General features: G+C 72.0%; 15 protein-coding genes. 6 read left to right on the plus strand and 9 right to left on the minus strand.

Annotated elements, in window-relative coordinates; genetic code table 11:
- Positions 1–210 precede the first annotated feature (210 nt).
- The gene (locus AC1DZC_RS03205; protein WP_477042220.1) at positions 211–576 is read right to left on the minus strand and encodes a nitroreductase/quinone reductase family protein; all 366 of its coding nucleotides are present in this window, start codon (positions 574–576) and stop codon (positions 211–213) included.
- Between the two features lie 85 nt (positions 577–661).
- Here AC1DZC_RS03205 and AC1DZC_RS03210 point away from each other — a divergent pair, with 85 nt between their 5' ends.
- Positions 662–1,201: an NUDIX domain-containing protein gene (locus AC1DZC_RS03210; RefSeq protein ID WP_477042221.1), complete on the plus strand. Its 540-nt coding sequence runs from the start codon at positions 662–664 to the stop codon at positions 1,199–1,201.
- 13 nt (positions 1,202–1,214) lie between these two features.
- Entirely contained in the window at positions 1,215–1,973 is a 759-nt protein-coding gene (locus AC1DZC_RS03215; RefSeq protein ID WP_477042222.1) for a class I SAM-dependent methyltransferase, read from the plus strand.
- Here the strand turns inward: AC1DZC_RS03215 and AC1DZC_RS03220 are convergent.
- Positions 1,970–3,667: a SulP family inorganic anion transporter gene (locus AC1DZC_RS03220; RefSeq protein WP_477042223.1), complete on the minus strand. Its 1,698-nt coding sequence runs from the start codon at positions 3,665–3,667 to the stop codon at positions 1,970–1,972. The two genes, AC1DZC_RS03215 and AC1DZC_RS03220, sit on opposite strands and share 4 nt — an antisense overlap.
- Positions 3,664–5,256 (minus strand): MFS transporter, encoded by a 1,593-nt coding sequence (locus tag AC1DZC_RS03225; protein WP_477042224.1) that lies wholly within the window; start codon positions 5,254–5,256, stop codon positions 3,664–3,666. Before AC1DZC_RS03225 ends, AC1DZC_RS03220 begins: the two co-directional genes overlap by 4 nt.
- A 373-nt stretch (positions 5,257–5,629) precedes the next feature.
- Here AC1DZC_RS03225 and AC1DZC_RS03230 point away from each other — a divergent pair, with 373 nt between their 5' ends.
- From AC1DZC_RS03230 to AC1DZC_RS03240, 3 genes are all read left to right on the plus strand, one after another.
- Positions 5,630–8,068, plus strand: coding sequence for a lysylphosphatidylglycerol synthase domain-containing protein (locus AC1DZC_RS03230; protein ID WP_477042225.1), 2,439 nt, complete (start codon positions 5,630–5,632; stop codon positions 8,066–8,068).
- 47 nt (positions 8,069–8,115) lie between these two features.
- A complete protein-coding gene (locus AC1DZC_RS03235; protein ID WP_477039303.1) occupies positions 8,116–8,592 on the plus strand; it encodes a PPOX class F420-dependent oxidoreductase in 477 nt (158 codons plus the stop codon).
- A 128-nt stretch (positions 8,593–8,720) separates the two neighbouring features.
- Positions 8,721–8,927 carry a hypothetical protein gene (locus AC1DZC_RS03240; RefSeq protein ID WP_477039302.1) on the plus strand — a complete coding sequence of 69 codons (207 nt, stop codon included), beginning with the start codon at positions 8,721–8,723 and terminating at the stop codon, positions 8,925–8,927.
- A gap of 7 nt (positions 8,928–8,934) precedes the next feature.
- Here AC1DZC_RS03240 and AC1DZC_RS03245 read toward each other — a convergent pair whose 3' ends face one another.
- Positions 8,935–9,531: a dihydrofolate reductase family protein gene (locus AC1DZC_RS03245; RefSeq protein WP_477042226.1), complete on the minus strand. Its 597-nt coding sequence runs from the start codon at positions 9,529–9,531 to the stop codon at positions 8,935–8,937.
- 61 nt (positions 9,532–9,592) lie between these two features.
- On the minus strand, positions 9,593–10,414 hold the full coding sequence (locus AC1DZC_RS03250) for a class I SAM-dependent methyltransferase (RefSeq protein WP_477042227.1): 822 nt from the start codon (positions 10,412–10,414) through the stop codon (positions 9,593–9,595).
- 167 nt (positions 10,415–10,581) lie between these two features.
- On the opposite strand from AC1DZC_RS03250, the gene AC1DZC_RS03255 reads away from it, so the two are divergent.
- The gene (locus AC1DZC_RS03255; protein WP_477042228.1) at positions 10,582–11,697 is read left to right on the plus strand and encodes an LLM class flavin-dependent oxidoreductase; all 1,116 of its coding nucleotides are present in this window, start codon (positions 10,582–10,584) and stop codon (positions 11,695–11,697) included.
- Positions 11,698–11,724: 27 nt separating this feature from the next.
- On the opposite strand, the gene AC1DZC_RS03260 is transcribed toward AC1DZC_RS03255, so the two are convergent.
- The 4 genes from AC1DZC_RS03260 to AC1DZC_RS03275 form a co-directional block, all read right to left on the minus strand.
- Positions 11,725–11,931 carry a dodecin family protein gene (locus AC1DZC_RS03260; protein ID WP_477042229.1) on the minus strand — a complete coding sequence of 69 codons (207 nt, stop codon included), beginning with the start codon at positions 11,929–11,931 and terminating at the stop codon, positions 11,725–11,727.
- 142 nt (positions 11,932–12,073) lie between these two features.
- Positions 12,074–13,846: a peroxidase family protein gene (locus AC1DZC_RS03265; protein ID WP_477042230.1), complete on the minus strand. Its 1,773-nt coding sequence runs from the start codon at positions 13,844–13,846 to the stop codon at positions 12,074–12,076.
- A gap of 34 nt (positions 13,847–13,880) precedes the next feature.
- On the minus strand, positions 13,881–15,275 hold the full coding sequence (locus AC1DZC_RS03270) for a Dyp-type peroxidase (protein WP_477042231.1): 1,395 nt from the start codon (positions 15,273–15,275) through the stop codon (positions 13,881–13,883).
- Positions 15,257–16,474, minus strand: coding sequence for a hypothetical protein (locus tag AC1DZC_RS03275; protein WP_477042232.1), 1,218 nt, complete (start codon positions 16,472–16,474; stop codon positions 15,257–15,259). Before AC1DZC_RS03275 ends, AC1DZC_RS03270 begins: the two co-directional genes overlap by 19 nt.
- Positions 16,475–16,483 lie beyond the last annotated feature (9 nt).

Below are 16,483 nucleotides of genomic sequence, written 5' to 3' on the forward strand. Positions count from 1 at the left end.
TGGATCGGCGGCACGTCGGCGAGCCGTCCGGGTCGCCAGCATATTCCCGGCGGCCCGCATCTGCGCTACCTCGCCGGAAATGCCACGCTCCGCATCGACATTGCGCGCATCTGCCGTCTGACCTGGACAAACACCCAACTCGACGCAATTAACGGATCTGCGCCGGAATCGATCGGCCGAACATTTAACCCAGCCGGCGCATTCACCTCGCTAGGCGTCCGTCGTCGGCGTGATCTCGATGAGCGGGCTCTGCGCCATCATCAGGTCGACGTCGTGGCGGCCCCACCGGCTCGCCGCGGCCTCGATCAACGGGCGGCGTTCGTCCGGGTCGTCGACCACCCGCGCGATCCCCGGCACGTCCGCCGACACCCCGCTCTTGAGGTGGATCACGACGTGCGGGTCGGCGCTCACGTTGTGGATCCATGCGCGGATGTGCGGCGACGGACGGCCGGAGATGAACAGCCGGCCGTCCAGGTCGTGCAGGAAGATCTCGATCCGCCGAGGCTCCCCCGACCTCCTGCCGGTGGTCGTGAGGTCGATGATCTGGCTGCGGTGCAGCGCGCTCGAGGTGTCCACGCCGCCACTGTCCGCCCGCGCACGGACCGCGGCAACCTTGGGGCGCGGCGAGCGATGCCCGGATCGTGCGGCACGCTGGGGAACCATGTGGCGCACCCGGTCCTCGACGACCGTCTACGAGAACGCCTGGATCCGCGTGCGCGAGGACCAGGTCGACCGCCCCGACGGCGGCGCCGGCATCTACGGCGTGGTCGAGATGCGCCACCCCGCGGTGTTCGTCGTGCCCGTCACGGCCGACGACGAGGTGGTGCTGGTGGACGTGGCGCGCTACACCACGGGCGCCGGCTCGCTCGAGGTCCCCGCGGGCGGCTCGGACGGCGAGGAGCCGTTGGTCGCCGCGCAGCGCGAGCTGCGCGAGGAGACCGGCCTCGTCGCGGACAGCTGGAAGCCCATCGGCTTCATGTTCGCGCTCAACGGCGTGAGCCACGCCCCCGAGCACGTGTTCCTCGCCCGGGGGCTGCGTCCCGCCGACGTGCCCGCCGAGCAGGCCGAGGAGGGCATCACCGCCGTCCGGACCGTGCCGTGGGCCGAGGTCCTGCGCCTCGTCGCGGACGGGACCATCACCGACGGCGAGACGGTCGCCGCCCTCATGTACGCGGCGATCGCCCTGGGCCGCGTCTCGTAGGTACCGTCGACGGATGGGCTTCGACGTCGAACCGACGGCCTACCAGCGGTTCATGGGCCGGTTCTCCGAGCCGCTCGCGGCACAGCTCGTCGGCGCCCTGGGCGCGGCCGTCGACGGTCGTGCGCTGGACGTGGGCTGCGGGCCGGGAGTGCTGACCGCCCATCTCGTCGCACGCCTGGGACCGGGGTCTGTCGCGGCCGTCGACCCGTCCGAGTCGTTCGTCGCGGCGACGCGGGCCCGGTTCCCCGGCGCGCAGGTGCTCGTCGCGGTCGCCGAGGCCCTGCCGTTCGCCGACGACGCGTTCGACCTCACCGTCGCGCAGCTCGTCGTCCACTTCATGAGCGACCCGGTCGCGGGCATCGCCGAGATGGCCCGCGTGACCCGGCCGGACGGCATCGTCGCCGCGAACGTCTGGGACCACGGCGGGCGGGACGGCCCGCTGGACACCTTCTGGCGCGCGGTGCACGACGTCGACCCCGACGAGGCCGGGGAGGCCGAGCTCCCCGGCACCCGCGAGGGGCATCTCGCCGAGCTGTTCCGCGCCGCCGGCCTGTCGGACGTCGTGGCGTGGAGCGAGAACGTCCGGGCGCCCTATGCGTCGTTCGACGACTGGTGGGAGACCTTCACGCTCGGTGTCGGGCCTGCGGGCGCGTACGTGGCGTCGCTGTCCGACGAGCGACGAGCCGTCCTGCGGGCACGCGCCGCCGAGCTGGTGCCGACGGGCGCGTTCGAGGTGAGCGCCGTCGCGTGGTGCGCGCGCGGTCGCGCCTAGGGGACGTCCCCGACCCGCTGGGCCTCGACGGCGCGATGGATGTTGCCGTGGATGTGATCGGCACCGAGCCGGTCGACGAACCCTTCGCGCACCAGCACCTCCCGGACCCGTGGCTTCAACCGGGCCAGCCGGAGCGTCACGCCGGCCTGCTGGCAGAGCACCAGGACGTCGTCGAGCTTCGCGGAGCCCTGCGAGTCGACGAAGTTGACTCCCTCGAGCACCACGACGACACCGTGCACCCCGGGCGTCTCCTGGATCAGCGTGCGCACCCGGTCCTCGAGGGCGTCCGACGTGGCGAAGAAGAGCCCGCCGTCGATCCGGACGACGGCGACACCGTCGGGGAGCTCGTCGTCGGGGTTCTCGGCCAGGTCGCGGTAGACCTGCGTGCCCGGCTGACGGGCCAGCACGGGCATCCCGGGCCGGGTGGCGACCCCGACGAGCCAGAGCAGAGAGAGGCCGATCCCGATCATGACCCCCGCGAGCACACCGAACACGAGCGTGCCCAGGATCGCCGCGATCGCGACCCAGAAGTCGAACCGCTGGACGCGGTAGATCCGCCGCATCTCCGGCAGGTTCATCATGCCCATCACGACGGCCTCGATGATGAGCGCCCCGAGCACCGGCTTGGGCAGCTCGGAGAACACCGGGGCGAGCACCAGCAGCGTCGCGAGCACGGTCACGCCGGACGTGATCGACGCGAGCCCCGTGCGGGCGCCCGAGTGGTCGTTGAGCGAGCTCGCCGACAGGCTCGTCGAGACCGGCATGCCCTGCAGCACGCCCGACCCGATGTTCGCGGCCGACTGCGCCAGCGACTCCTGGTTCACGTCGATCTGGTACCGGTGCTTCGCGGCGAACGCCCGGGCGTCCCCCGCCGTCTGCGAGAACCCGATGAGCATGAGCGCGAACGCCCCGAGCGTCACGGGCACGACGTGCTCCCACATGAGACCGAGGTCGGGCAGCGCGAACGTCGGCAGCCCGCGGGGCACGTCGCCGACCAGCGCGACGCCGTGGTCGCCGAGGTCGAACAGGTAGGACGCCAGGAGACCGCCCACGACGAGGACCAGGGCGCCCGGCACCCGCGGCGCGACGACGCGCAGCCCGAACACGACGACGAGCGACACCACGCCGACGACGAGGGTCGCCCGGTTGCCGTCGCCCAGCGCCCCGATCCACGAGCGCAGCTCCTGGAACGAGTTCGACCCCTCGACCGACGTCCCGTTGATCTTGGGCAGCTCGCCGATGACGACGTCGATCGCCGCCCCGAACAGGAAGCCGGTCACCACCGCGCGCGAGAGGAACTGGGCGATCCAGCCCATCTTGAGGACCGCCAGCACGAGGAAGAGCAGACCGGACGCGAGCGTCAGACCGGCGACGAACGACGCGATGTCGACCTCGTCGGTGATCCCGGCCGCGACGACGGCGCTGGCGGCGACCGCCGCCAGGCCCGAGCTCGGACCCATCGAGATCTGCCGGCACGTGCCGAAGACCGCGTACAGGAGCGCGCCCGCGGCGGCGGCGTACAGGCCGTTCTGCAGCGGGATCCCCGCGATGTCGGCGTAGCCCAGGTTCTTCGGGACGATCAGCGCAGCGACGGTGACGCCGGCGATGAGGTCGCCGCGCAGCCACCGACGGTCGTAGGTCCGCAGCCAGCCGACGATCGGGAGGAGGCGGACGAGCCGCGACGTCTCGGTCACCCGAAGTCCATCCCTTCGAGCGACGACGACGGTCTCTGGTCGGGCAGGCGGAGCATCCGGAACGAGTTGGCCAGGCCCAGGAGGCCCGCGAGCAACGGGACCAGCAGCGCGATCTGCAGCGAGATGTTGCGGGCGTCGTTGTTGATCTCGACCACCGCGGCCTCGACCTCCGGCGGCAGCCCGGTGAGCTGCTCGGCGAGCTGGGTGTTGCTCATGATCTCGGCGTCCTCCTCGAGCGCCGCCGCGATCTGCTGCTGCTCGGCCACCGGGATGACGTCGCTGCTCTCGGTCATGGTGGTGAAGCTGAACGAGAGGGCGGCGAGCATCAGGCCACCGGCCATCGCCAGGCCGAACGAGAGCCCGAACGAGCCGGCCGCGGAGTTCACGCCGGCCGCCTCGCTGACGCGTTCCTCCTCGACCGGCGCGAGCGTGTAGTTGTTCAGCTGCGACACGAGCAGGCCCAGCCCGGCACCCGCGACCGCGAGCGGGACGACGAGGTACCAGCCGCTGTCGACCCGGGGGACGAACGGGATGATGACCGCGATCCCGAGGCTGGCCAGCAGGAACCCCGCGCGGATGATCGCCGCAGGACGCCGGTTGCCCGCCCGCTTCCCGGCCACGAGCGCGGCGGCGAACATCGTGAGCGACAGCGGGGCCAGCGAGAGCCCCGCCTGCAGGGCGTTGTACTCCAGGGTCATCTGGAAGAACAACGGCAGGGCGATCATCGCGCCGCCGAGCGTGACCTGCTGCAGCATCTGGCCCGTGACGCCGGCGGTGAAGTTGGGGTGCTGGAACAGGTCCGGGTCGAGCAGCGTCACGCGGCCCTGGCGCTTGCGCCTCACGAGCCAGCGCGCGAGGGCCACGAGAGCCACGCCACCGAGCACCATCAGCAGGAGGACGTACTCGCCACCCTCCTGCCAGACGAGGATGCCGAGCACCACGCCACCCATGCCGACCACGGAGAGCACGGCGCCCACGACGTCGACCTTGCGCGAGCCCGTGTACGCCACGTCCTTGACCAGGCGGATCTGGCTGAGCACCACCAGGATGACGACGACCTCGAGCCCGAACCCGACGCGCCACGACAGGTACGTCGTGACGAAGCCGCCCAGGAGCGGGCCGATCGCCGCGGCGATGGCGGCCGCCGCCCCGACCAGCGCGTACGCCTGCTTCTGCGCGGCGCCGGCGAAGTTCCCGTGGATCAGCGACTGCATCGCCGGGAGCAGCAACGAGGCGCCGAGCCCGCCGATGATCGCCCAGAAGACGACGATTGCGGTCAGGTCCTGCGCCAGGGTCATGGCCAGCGCGCCGACCGCGTAGGCGAGCAGGCCCAGGACGTAGGCCTTCTTGCGGCCGATGAGGTCGCCGACCTTGCTGTTGATGAGGATGAAGGCCGCCGACACGAGGGCCTCGAGCGCGATGGCCGACTGGACGCCGCTGGCAGTCGTGTCGAGGTCCGTGACGACCGCCGAGATCGACACGTTCATCAGCGACGTGTCGACGACGAGGACGAACATCGCCATGGCGAGCAGGAGCATCAACCGACGGCTGCCGTTCGGCGCGACACCTTCCCCGGGACCGGTGCTCATGCTTGCCCTCCTGGTCTCTCGTACGGCACGACGCGCGCGAGGCCCCGGAGCACGGCCCTGCCACTCGACGGGAGACTATCGGTCGCCTCCCGCCGCAGGTCGCGGGCACGCGAAGAGCCCGCGGAGCGGGCGGTGGGCCGTGCTGCTCGCCGGCACGTGGCGTCCAGCAGATCCGACCTCGGGGGGCTCTCGCCGACCCCTCACCGCCGTCCGCAGGCTCAGGTCGTAGTCAACCCTATTCCCCACGTGAGGTATTCGCACCCATCTCGGGCAAACTGCCGGCCCGGGCCTACTAGGCTTCCGGCGCGCGGGTCTGTCACGGACGCGCTGTCCTGCTCTCCCGCGCCGACGTCACACATCGTCAGGAGGCGTCATGGCCGACAGACCCGACCGGCTCGGGCTCGTCCGGGTGTGGTCGTCGTCTGCCGATGCCCCGCGGATGCGGCAGCCGACCGACGTCCTCCTGCTCGTCGCCTCGATCGTCGCGCTCGGCGTCCTCACGCTGGCCGCGCCGGGGCCGACCGGAGCGGACCGGGCGTTCGACACGCTGATCGCCTGGCTCGACCCGGTGTTCGGCTGGCTCTGGAGCCTGGCCTACGCCCTCCTCGCGGTCTGGGCGGCGGCCGTGGTCCTGCTCGCGCTGCTCAGCCGGGGACGACGCCGGCTCCTGGTCGACCAGGCGACGGCCTCGGTCCTGGCCTTCGTCGGGGCGATCGGAGCCGGAGCCCTCGCCGGGACCGACGCGTCCGTGGCCGTCGACGCCGTCGGCGCGTCCGGCCCGCCCGTGGTCTACGTCGCCACCCGGGTCGCGGTGCTCACGGCCGTCCTCGTGACGGTCTCGCCGCACCTGGCGCGGCCCTGGCGGTGGGCCGGTCGCCTCGTCGTCGGGATCGGCGCGGTGGGCGCAGTCGGCCTGGAGACGACGCACCTGCTCGGGGCGAGCGCCGCCATCGCGGTCGGGATCGCCGCCGCCGCGGCCGCGCACCTCCTCCTCGGGTCACCGCAGGGACGCCTGACGACGGCGCAGGTGCAGGTCGCGCTCGAGGACCTCGGAGTCCATGCGGTCGAGGTCGTCGCCGCCCCGAGCATGGATGCGGGGACGTACCTGCTGGTCGGTCGCACGGACGCGGGCACCGGGCTGCTCGTCCGGGTGTACGGGCGCGACGCGTGGGACAGCCAGGTGGTCGGCTCGCTCTGGGCCGCCCTGACCCGGCGCGGTGAACGGGCCCACGTGGGCGGCAGCCGGCGGTCCCGCGTCGAGCACGAGGCGCTCATGACGCTGCTCGCCGCCCAGGCGGGGGTCGCGACGCTGGACGTCGTCGCCGTGGGCGTAGCCGAGCAGGGCGACGCCCTGCTGGTCTCCGGAGCGCCCCGCACGACCCTCACGGAGCTCGGCGAGAACGAGCCGGGGCTGGTGGACGCCGAGCTGCTCGCCGCGATGTGGCGGGCCGTGCTCACCCTGAACCGCTCCGGCATCGCCCACGGACGCATCGACGGACGCCGGGTCGTCGTCCGGCCCGACAACGCGGTCGCCCTCGCGGACTTCGACGCGGCCAAGACGGCGGCCGAACCGGGCGACCTGGCCACCGACCAGGCCCAGCTCCTCGTGGCGACCGCCCTGGTCGTCGGGCCCGAGCGCGCGATCGCCGCTGCCGGGACGGCCCTCGGTCCGGAGGGGCTCGCGACCGTGCTGCCCTTCCTGCAGCCCGCCGTCCTGGCGCACGGCGCACGGGCGGAGGTCCGGGCCCGTGACTGGACTCTCGACGAGCTGCGCGCCGCCGCCGTGGCCACCGCCGGGGTCGAGGAGCCGCCGCTCGAGCGCCTGCGACGGGTCACTCCCAGCTCGATCGGCTGGCTGCTGCTCATCGCCGTCGCGGCGTACGCGGTCATCACGCTGCTCGCCGGTGCCGACCTCGCCAGCGTGGCCGCAGCGCTCGCCGCCGCCAGCGTGCCCTGGCTCGTCGCCGCGCTGCTGCTCTCGCCGTTCATCCAGACCGCGGCCGCGTGGTCGACGATCGGGGCGACGACGGCACGGCTGCGCTACTTCCCGGTCCTCATGCTGCAGTACGCCGTCCAGTTCTTCGCCCTGGTGCTGCCGGCCACCGCCGCACGCCTCGCGCTCCTGGTGCGCTTCTTCCAGAAGTTCGGGATCCCGGCCGCCGCCGCGCTGTCGTTCAGCCTCCTCGACAGCGTCAGCGGGTTCGTCGTGCAGTGCCTGCTCATCCTGGTGATCGTCGTCGGCGGTCTGCCCGGCTTCACCACGACCCTTGCGACGCGCGGTGGCTCGACCTCGGGCACCGAGGACGCCGGCCCGACGCTGCTCGTCGTGCTGGTTGCCCTTGTGCTGGTCAGCGCGCTCGTCGTCGTCGCGGTGCCGCAGCTCCGGCGGCGCGCCACCGCGGTGGTCCCCCGCCTCCGCAGCGGGCTCGCGGCGCAGGTCGGCTCGGCCCGTGGCGCGGTCGGGGTCCTGCGCAAGCCCGCGAAGGTCGCGACGATGCTCGGCGGGAACCTCGGCGCGCAGCTCCTGCAGGCCTGCGTGCTCGGCCTCTGCCTGCACGCGTTCGGTGAGACCGCGCACTTCTCGCAGCTGGTCCTGATCAACACCGCCGTGAGCCTGTTCGCCGGTCTCATGCCCGTCCCGGGCGGGATCGGGGTCGCCGAGGCAGGGTTCACGGTCGGCCTGCAGGCCATCGGCGTCCCGAGCGCGATCGCCGTCTCCGTGGCCATCACCTACCGCCTCGTCACCTTCTACCTCCCGCCCGTCTGGGGCTCGGCCGCCATGCGCTGGCTGCGCCGCCAGGAGTACGTGTAGCGGGTTCCCGAGCCACACGCGGGTGGCCTCTCTCCTAGCCTGGGGCCATGCCCCGAACCGTCGCGACCACCACCACCGTCGACCTGACCGCCCTCCTGGACTTCGTCCGCGACCGGCACCACTTCGTCCTCGCGACGACCCGCGCGGACGGCCGCCCGCAGATCTCCCCGGTCAGCGGAGGTGTCGACGAGCAGGGCCGGCTCGTGATCTCCACGTACCCGGGCCGCGCGAAGGCGGTGAACGCCGAGCGCGACACGCGGGTGAGCGTCTGCGTGCTCTCCGACGACTTCGGGGGCGCCTGGGTGCAGGTCGACGGAGACGCCGAGGTGCTGCACATGCCCGAGGCCGAGGATGCCCTCGTCGACTACTACCGGTGCATCGCGGGCGAGCACCCCGACTGGGACGAGTACCGCGCGGCGATGCGCCTCCAGGACAAGTCGCTGATCCGGATCACCCCGACCCGGTGGAGCCCGATCGCCACCGGCGGCTTCCCGGCCGATGTCGCCGCCCGACTGGACGGCTGATGACGTGAGCCCGCCCACACGCGCCGATTGTTCCCATTTGCCGGAATGTCACCAGGTCGAGTGACGCTGCGGGTGAAGGTCGACGCCGGGCAGCGTGTGACTGGTTGTCAACCCGCACGATGGAAGCCGTGGACAGCGACAGCGTGAACATGGCATGGACCGTCGACGTGACCGACGACGACATCCGGGCCGCCAAGCGGGCGTGGAACCGCGCCCAGGACGCTCCCGTACCCGACAACGACCGCATCGCGAGCCTCTACGACGACTACCGGAGGCTGGTCATCGCCCAGGCGCAGCAGATCGCCGACGACTTCCGGGCCCGACGGGCCGGCTGACAGCCCGTCACGAGGACGCGCGCACCGGGTAGCGCAGGTGCGTGACACCTACCCCTGCGATCACGCTCGGGTTGCCCAGGACGGCCGGTGTCGCGTCGAGGTGCTCGAACAGTCGGACGCCGGAGCCGAGGAGGACCGCGGCCACGTCGAGCGCGATCTCGTCGAGAAGGCCCGCGTTCAGGCACTGCTGGATGGTGACGGCGCCGTGCACGCCGACGTCCTTGCCGGCTGCCGCGGCCTTGGCCTGCGCCACCGCGCTCTCGATGCCGTCGGTCACGAACTGGACGGTCGAACCCGGCCGCGGCCAGCCGTCGGGGATCTCGTGGGTGAGGACGAACGCCGGTCCCCATCCGTGGTTGCCGCCCCAGCCCTCGGCGGCGTCGAACGTGCGCCGACCCGTCAGCATGGCGCCCAGGCGGGACGTCAGAGCGCGGAAGTGGTCGGCGCTCGGCTCGGACAGGCGGAACGTCATGGGGTCCGATCCCCCGGTGCGGAACTCGACGTCGCCCGAGGTGTACCAGTCGAACACCTCCTCGACGCCGCCGTCGGGGTCGGCGACGAATCCGTCGAGCGACATGGACATGATGGCGACGACCTTCGTCATCGGACTCTCCTCAGCTCAGGGCGGTCCCGGTGACCGCCTCCTACCCCCACCACGAACGGCATCAGTCCGATCGGACAGCCCCGCCGGCCCGACGCGCGGTGACGATCCAGGATCGCGAGCCGAACCAGACGCCGTCCTCGCGCAGGTGCGCGGACACGGTCTCCCGCAACCGCGCCAGCGCGCCCTCGCGGCCGTCGGGACCGAGCCGCTCCAGCACCTCGCGGGTGCTGGTGAAGCCGCGGATCCAGGCCGTCGAGGTGTCCACGTCGGGGCCGTAGAAGACCGGCTCCTCGACCTCCCCGAACGCGCACTCGACGAACCCCGCGGCCGCGAGCAGCCGCTCGGTCTCCAGCGGGTCCCCGAGCGAGAACGCCGGCGCGACGGTCGGCCCGGCCCCCAGCGACCGCCGGATCGCGACGTCCCACTCGTTGCGGTCGCCCGCCTGCCAGACCAGCATCACGAGACGGCCGTCCGGGCGCAGCGCCCTCGCGAGGTTGGCGAACGCTGCTGCGGCATCGTCGAAGAACATCGTGCCGAAGCGGCTGATCGCGACGTCGTACCGCCCGGTCGGGAACGGGTGGACCTGCGCGTCGACGCACTCGAACGCCACGTTGCCGAGCCCCTCGGCCGCGGCGAGCGTGCGGGCGCGGTCGACGGCCGACGGCGAGACGTCCACGCCCAGCACGCTGCCCTCGTGCGCGGCGGCCGCTGCCGTTCGCGTCGTCGATCCCGTCCCGCACCCGACGTCCAGGACGTGATCGCCGGGCCGGATCGCGCAGGCTCGGCGGAACGCGGGGTCGAGCCGCTGGAGCTCCGCGTCGTACCCGTCCGCGTGCGCCGCCGCCCGTCGCGGTGCGCCCGCCACCTCCTCGCCCGGGCTCATGACGCCAGTCGACCCGTCGACCTCGACGTCCGCAACAGGGACGCCGCCCACCCTGCCGAGCCGCGGATGGTCCGCATCGTGAGCAGTCGCGCCCAGCCGTTGACCAGGACCCGCCCGGTTCCTACGGTGCGCGGCACCACGTGCTCCGCCCACCGGAAGGTCAGACCATGCCCGTCGAGTTCCTCGGGATCGCCACCACGAGCGACGCCTCCGAGACCACCGCCGCCACCACCCGGCCGATCGACCTCGGCTACCTGGAGCGCATCGTGCGGACGCACCAGGACAACGGCTGGACGCGCGTGCTGTTCGCCTACGGCTCGGGCGGCCTGGAGCCCTCCGCGCTCGCCGGCTACATCGCCGGTCGCCTCGACTCGATCGAGCTGTTGCTGGCGCACCGCCCCAACGTCTCCTACCCGACCTTCGCCGCCAAGACGTTCGCGACGCTGGACCAGGTGTCGCAAGGGCGGCTCTCCGTCCACTTCATCACCGGCGGAAGCGACCACGAGCAGGCACGCGAGGGCGACCGGCTGACCAAGGACGAGCGGTACGCCCGGACGCGCGAGTACATCCAGATCGTGAAGCAGGCGTGGTCCAGCACGGAGCCGTTCGACCACCACGGCGAGTTCTACGACTTCGACGACTTCGTCCTCGACGCCAAGGCGTTCGAGGGTCGATCGCCGACGATCTCGTTCGGCGGCTCCTCGGACGCGGCCTACCGGGTCGGTGCGGCCGAGGCCGACATCTACGCCGTCTGGGGCGAGCCGCTGGTCAACACCGCGGAGCAGATCGCGCGGATCCACGCCGAGTCCGCCGCCGCCGGACGCACGACACCGCCGCGCATCCACGCCGCGTTCCGGCCGATCATCGCGCCCACCGAGGAGCTGGCCTGGGAGAAGGCCCACGACGTCGTCGCGCGGATCGAGGCCCGCAAGGCCGCCGGCGCCGGCAGTCCGTCGCGCTGGTCCTCGGGCCCGCCCCAGAACGCCGGCACGCAGCGACTGCTGGCCATCGCGGAGCAGGGAGAGCGCTTCGACACTGCTCTGTGGACCGCGACGACCAAGGCCACCGGTGGCGGCGGCAACTCCAACGCCCTCGTCGGGACGCCCGAGACCGTCGCCCAGGCGCTGCTCGCCTACTACGACCTCGGCGTGCAGATCATCTCCGCGCGCGGCTACGACCTGCTGGACGACGCCACCGACTTCGGTCGGTACGTGATCCCGATCGTCAAGGAGGAGGTCGCCAAGCGCGACAAGGCGGCCGCGGCGCAGGGCACCGCGGCGTGACACCCGGCGCGCCGGGTCCTCGGTCGCCTACTCCGGCTTGTACTTGAACGACAGCTGGAGCCGGGTCCGGTACACGAGCGCTCCGTCGTCGCCGACGACGACGTCCTGCTTCGCCACCTCGGCCACCCGGAGGTCGTGGAGCGACCCGCCTGCTGTGCGGATCGCCTCCGCGGCCGCGTCCTCCCAGGACGTGGCACTCGTCCCGATCACGTCGATCACTCGGTACACGCTCATGGGTCACCTCGACATCGCTCGTTGCCCAACACTCATCGTGGCCTTGCTGCCCTGCGACCACCACTCGGCGACCTGAGCCGGCGGCGGGTTGTCGTCGACCAGCGTCCGGGCTCGGCTTCCGGCCCGCCCCGGTCGAGCCCTTCTACGAGGCGGGCAGCGGCCAGGGCGCGAACGCGTTGCGTACGCCCCGCACGGCCGGCGCGAGCTCGGGGTAGTGCCGCACGATGACCGACGACATGTCGTTGGCGTCGATCCAGGCCATGCCTTCGGGCGTGTAGGTCTTCGAGTTGAAGTCGGCGCCGAAGAACCGGTCGCTCTTCAGCCGCCGCGACGCCATGAGCACGAAGATGCGGAAGGCGGTGTCGCTGAACCCGAAGCCCCGGGGCAGCGGCTCGCCGAGCATGCCGACGGCCAGGTCGACGTCCTCCAGGTTGTCGTCGTAGATCTCGCGGAGCTGCGCGACCGTCTCGGGGTCGTCGCCCAGCTCCTCGAAGCTGCGCACCGGTGCCATGTGCATCAGGCGACGGAAGTCGTTGTAACGGGGCACGCCGCGCTCGCGCGAGCGCAGGACGTCGATCGCGGCCAGGTCGATCTGCTTGCCGTCGGCGCGATCCAGCCGGTGCATGAAGCGGGGGCTGTTGTGCAGGCGCAGGGCCCCAGGGTTGGCGACACCGAGCGAGAAGAACACGTTGGACGCCGACGCTCGCTGCAGGACAGGCCGCGAGCTCAACCCGTGCAGGTCGGTGAACGCGAGGTTCTCCCGCACGGCGCCCGTGACCGCGTCGCGGATCTCGTAGTCGTCGGGGATCAGGGGGTGCATCCGGTACACCGCGACGAACTCCTCGGTCATGGCGTACGGGACGCCGTGATGGTCCGTCGGCGAGCCCGGGATGCCGCTGACCAGGTCGCTCGAGCTGAGCCGGCCGACCAGGTTGTGCACCCGCTCCTCGGCCAGACCCCACCAGTTGGCGCGCATCGCGATGTGCAGCACGGGGTGCCCGAGGATGGCGGGCGTCCACTCCACCGTGTGGATCTTGGCGATCAGGGCCGCGTTGATCAGCCGGGCCTTCTCGAACAGCTGGTCGTCGTTCCACGAGGGGTAAGACGCCGCGAGCCGGTCGCAGATCGCGTTGTGCTCACGCATGAAGAGCGTGTGCATGAGCTCCAGGCCCACCCACCACCCGTCCCGACCACCCGAGGTGCCCAGCAGCGCCGGGTCCACGTCGATCAGACCGTCGGCCCCGATCCGCACGCGACCGCCCGTGCCGGTCCGGATGGCCTGCTCGAACTCCGGCACGCTCCCGTAGATCTGGGAGGCGTCCCACCAGTGCGTCTCGGTGTTGACGAACGTCGCCGACCCGTCGGTCGCGTGGTTGGTGGGGTCCTTCGGCGTGCTCGGCCACTCCATCGGGTCGGCCGGCCAGTCGTCGCCCGGCGGGCGCGGCACCTGGATCGGGTGCTCCATGTCGGTGCCGTGGCTGAACCAGTCGCGCGTCTCGAACTGGAGCCACGCGGCCGCGAGGACGTTCAGCGTCGTCGCGGGCTTGAACTCGTCGCGCAGGAGCAGGACGGTGCTGATGGTCCGGGGATTGGGGGTGAACAGCCGCGGCGCCACCTCGGGCTTGGTCAGCTCGAGCGGGACGTTGCGGCCGAACCGCGTGTTCGCCATCCCCATGGCCGGGTGCGCCAGGTCGTTGTACGAGCCGTCCGTCGTGCGAGCGACGAGGTGGCGTGGCGGAGCCGGTACGGGCGCCTTGACGCCCGACCCCTTCGTCGTGCTGAACAGGTTGCGGGCGCGGAGCGTGTTCCGGATGCCGATGAGCGCCAGGACCCCCAGGAACGTCGGGAACCTGTGCCACCTGAACCGCTTGTCGAACCACTCGACGACCTTGCCGAACGTTGACTGCTGCCGCATCGCTCCCCCGGAGTCCGTGTCGTTGACGTGCCTGCTAAGCAACCGGACCGCGACGCGGACGGGCTGCGAGGTACTGGAGTGCCTTGAGGCCGGGCAGGAAGAAGTAGGCGCCCCCGCGCATCTGGACGAACTGCGGGAGGTCCCGGTACCGGCGACGGACGGGGTGCCCGGGGACGGTGAACGACGACGGGCCGCTCACCCTCGAGCCGACCAGCGGATCGTCCGCGTCGTCGAGCGTGACGAACGCGTTGCCGTTCAACCACCCGTGCTGCACGAACTCGAACTGCCGGGCCAGGTTGGCGTTGAGGCACACGAAGTAGAGGCCGCGCTCACCGTCGTCGGTGTACGTCCGGCCCCGTCGGACCAGTCGGTGCGTCCGCACACCGCGCAGGGAGGAGTCCGTCCCGGGGCTCGGCGGCAGGGAGTCCCGCGGGTTGGCGCGCCGGACGTGCGCACCCACCGGGCAGCGCTGGCCACCGGCGTCGACGTGGTGGTATCCGAAGTCGTTGGCGTCCGCGAGGGCGGGGTCGTCGGTCGAGGGGGCCAGCACCACGGGCGCCCCGCCGGGCCACCTGCCGACGATGCGCGCCGCGAGGTGCTCGGCCTCGGCCGCGTTCCCGTCGGCCGCCGCGTTCACGTAGCCCCAGAAGCCCTCGACGTCCTGCCGGAGCTGGCGGAACACGAGGTACGTGCCGTTGCGCCCGAGGTCCGGCGCGCCAGAGCGGTCGCGGCTCAGCATCCGCTCGGGGTCCGCGGACGACGGGAGCAAGGGCCGCTCCGACCGCTGGCCGTACTCGTTGCCGTAGCCGAGCACGAACTCGCCCGGCATGAGCGCCTCGGCGGGGTTGTGCCCGCCGGTGACCGAGGCGATCGTCGGCTGCGAGATCCCGTCCCTGAACCCGAAGGGCTCCCGGTCGCTCAGGTCGTCGGCCGGCAGGACCCGCTGCACCCGGACACCGTCCTGCTCGGCCTCGCCGCTGACCTCGGCGACGAGCTCGGCCAGGGTCGGGGCGTCCTGGGCATACAGGAGGAGCAGGAGGTGGATCGGCTCTGCACCCGAGCGCCCCCACAGCCACCCGCGGGGATCGTTCGTCCCGGTGTCGCCGAGGATCCGGTTGCGGTACTCGGTGTCCATCCCCGTGCGGAAGGGCTCGGAGAACCCGTCGGGAAGGTCGTCCCACTCGGTCAGGCTGCGCACCCCGTCGTGCGTCAGGGCGACGTTCATCGCCTGGTCGGTCGGACTCTCGTCGCCGGTGGTGACCCGCGACGCGGCCCATCGGGTCAACCGGCGGAGCCCGTCGGGCGTCGGCGCGTGCAGCAGCAGGTAGGCCGCGGACGGGAGCTTCCCGTAGCCGCGCACCACCAGACCCTGGACGTCCGGCAGGTCGAGGAGCTCGCTCGTCGCCGGGCTCACATCGCCTCGAGCCATCGCGGGTCCTGGGCGCGAAGAGCCCGACGGACGTCCGCGTTCCGGTCGATGTGGATCGCGGCGAGCGTGGGATACGCCGAGTAGAACAGCACGGTCGGCACCAGGTGGCGGCGCAGGTAGTGCTTGTAGGCGATCTCGTCCTTGGCGCCGCCGAAGAACAGCCAGCGCGTCCGCGGGAAGCCGACGCCGTTGCTGAAGACGAGGTTGATGCCCCAGGCCAGCCGGGAGATGAAGTCGTCCATGTAGCTCTCGAGGTTGCCGTCGTAGGCGCTGGCGAAGATGAACCTGCGGCCGCCGTCGACCGGCTGCCACCGGGCGAAGTGGATGGTCCGCACCCCGGACAGGTTGTCGCGGTACATGACGAGACGGAACGCGAGGTCGAGCCCGAGCAGCGCGCCGCGCATGGTGAGACGACGCACCACTCCGGGCTTGACGAACCCGACGCCGGTGAACGGGTTCTGGACCCCGTGGTCTTCGTAGCGGCGGACCGCCTCGACGTGCCCGACGTCGACGGCTCCGCTCTCCTGCGTGTCCCGCAGCTCCAGGAACCGCACGACGAGGACCCACGCGACGAGGAACGGTCCGACGAACGGGAGGGCGAAGAGCAGGCCGACGACGAGGGCGACGAGCGTCGCGATCCGGAGCACCCCGTAGGCGAGCCCCGGGCTCGACGGCCGTCGGATCGCCCACGAGAGGTCGGGGCGCCGCTTCATCGCGCGGTACACGGTGTGCGTGACCTCGTCGACCGAGGTGTGCGTGCCGGCACCCAGCTCGTCGAGGACGACCTCGACCTCCTCGCGCAGGTACGCCTCGCGCTTGATCTGGTCCACCGGGCGATCGGCGGTGTGCCGGTAGTAGGCGGCCGGCCGCAGGGCGTGCTCGTGCAGCCACACGAGGCGCGCTGCGCCGGCCGCGCTCGGGTAGCCCAGGCAGTGCTCGAACAGCGCGTGGATGTCGGACGGCAGGGCTCGGAAGTGCCCGTCTGCCGAACCATCCACGTCGGCCATGTACACGATCGACGACGGGATCGGACGGCCTCCGTTGTCGAGCACCCGGTCGAGGACGAAGGCGCGGGCGAAGTGCACGGTGCCCAGGGCGTCGAAGTCATCGCCGCTGATCTGCTCCAGGTAGTCCCGAGCGGCCTGCTCGCGGTCCGCGTCGAGCTCTGCCTGGACGCACACCGCTACCTGTGCCGGCATGGAACCCCC

Source organism: Cellulomonas sp. P2_B4 (assembly GCF_056404795.1).

What these genes read in the sequence shown, in the direction of transcription:
- AC1DZC_RS03210 (WP_477042221.1), top strand. Translation starts at nt 662, where the DNA reads ATGTGGCGCACCCGGTCCTCGACGACCGTCTACGAGAACGCCTGGATC.
- AC1DZC_RS03215 (WP_477042222.1), top strand. Translation starts at nt 1,215, where the DNA reads ATGGGCTTCGACGTCGAACCGACGGCCTACCAGCGGTTCATGGGCCGG.
- AC1DZC_RS03225 (WP_477042224.1), bottom strand. Translation starts at nt 5,256, where the DNA reads ATGAGCACCGGTCCCGGGGAAGGTGTCGCGCCGAACGGCAGCCGTCGG.
- AC1DZC_RS03230 (WP_477042225.1), top strand. Translation starts at nt 5,630, where the DNA reads ATGGCCGACAGACCCGACCGGCTCGGGCTCGTCCGGGTGTGGTCGTCG.
- AC1DZC_RS03235 (WP_477039303.1), top strand. Translation starts at nt 8,116, where the DNA reads ATGCCCCGAACCGTCGCGACCACCACCACCGTCGACCTGACCGCCCTC.
- AC1DZC_RS03245 (WP_477042226.1), bottom strand. Translation starts at nt 9,531, where the DNA reads ATGACGAAGGTCGTCGCCATCATGTCCATGTCGCTCGACGGATTCGTC.
- AC1DZC_RS03250 (WP_477042227.1), bottom strand. Translation starts at nt 10,414, where the DNA reads ATGAGCCCGGGCGAGGAGGTGGCGGGCGCACCGCGACGGGCGGCGGCG.
- AC1DZC_RS03255 (WP_477042228.1), top strand. Translation starts at nt 10,582, where the DNA reads ATGCCCGTCGAGTTCCTCGGGATCGCCACCACGAGCGACGCCTCCGAG.
- AC1DZC_RS03260 (WP_477042229.1), bottom strand. Translation starts at nt 11,931, where the DNA reads ATGAGCGTGTACCGAGTGATCGACGTGATCGGGACGAGTGCCACGTCC.
- AC1DZC_RS03265 (WP_477042230.1), bottom strand. Translation starts at nt 13,846, where the DNA reads ATGCGGCAGCAGTCAACGTTCGGCAAGGTCGTCGAGTGGTTCGACAAG.
- AC1DZC_RS03270 (WP_477042231.1), bottom strand. Translation starts at nt 15,275, where the DNA reads ATGGCTCGAGGCGATGTGAGCCCGGCGACGAGCGAGCTCCTCGACCTG.
- AC1DZC_RS03275 (WP_477042232.1), bottom strand. Translation starts at nt 16,474, where the DNA reads ATGCCGGCACAGGTAGCGGTGTGCGTCCAGGCAGAGCTCGACGCGGAC.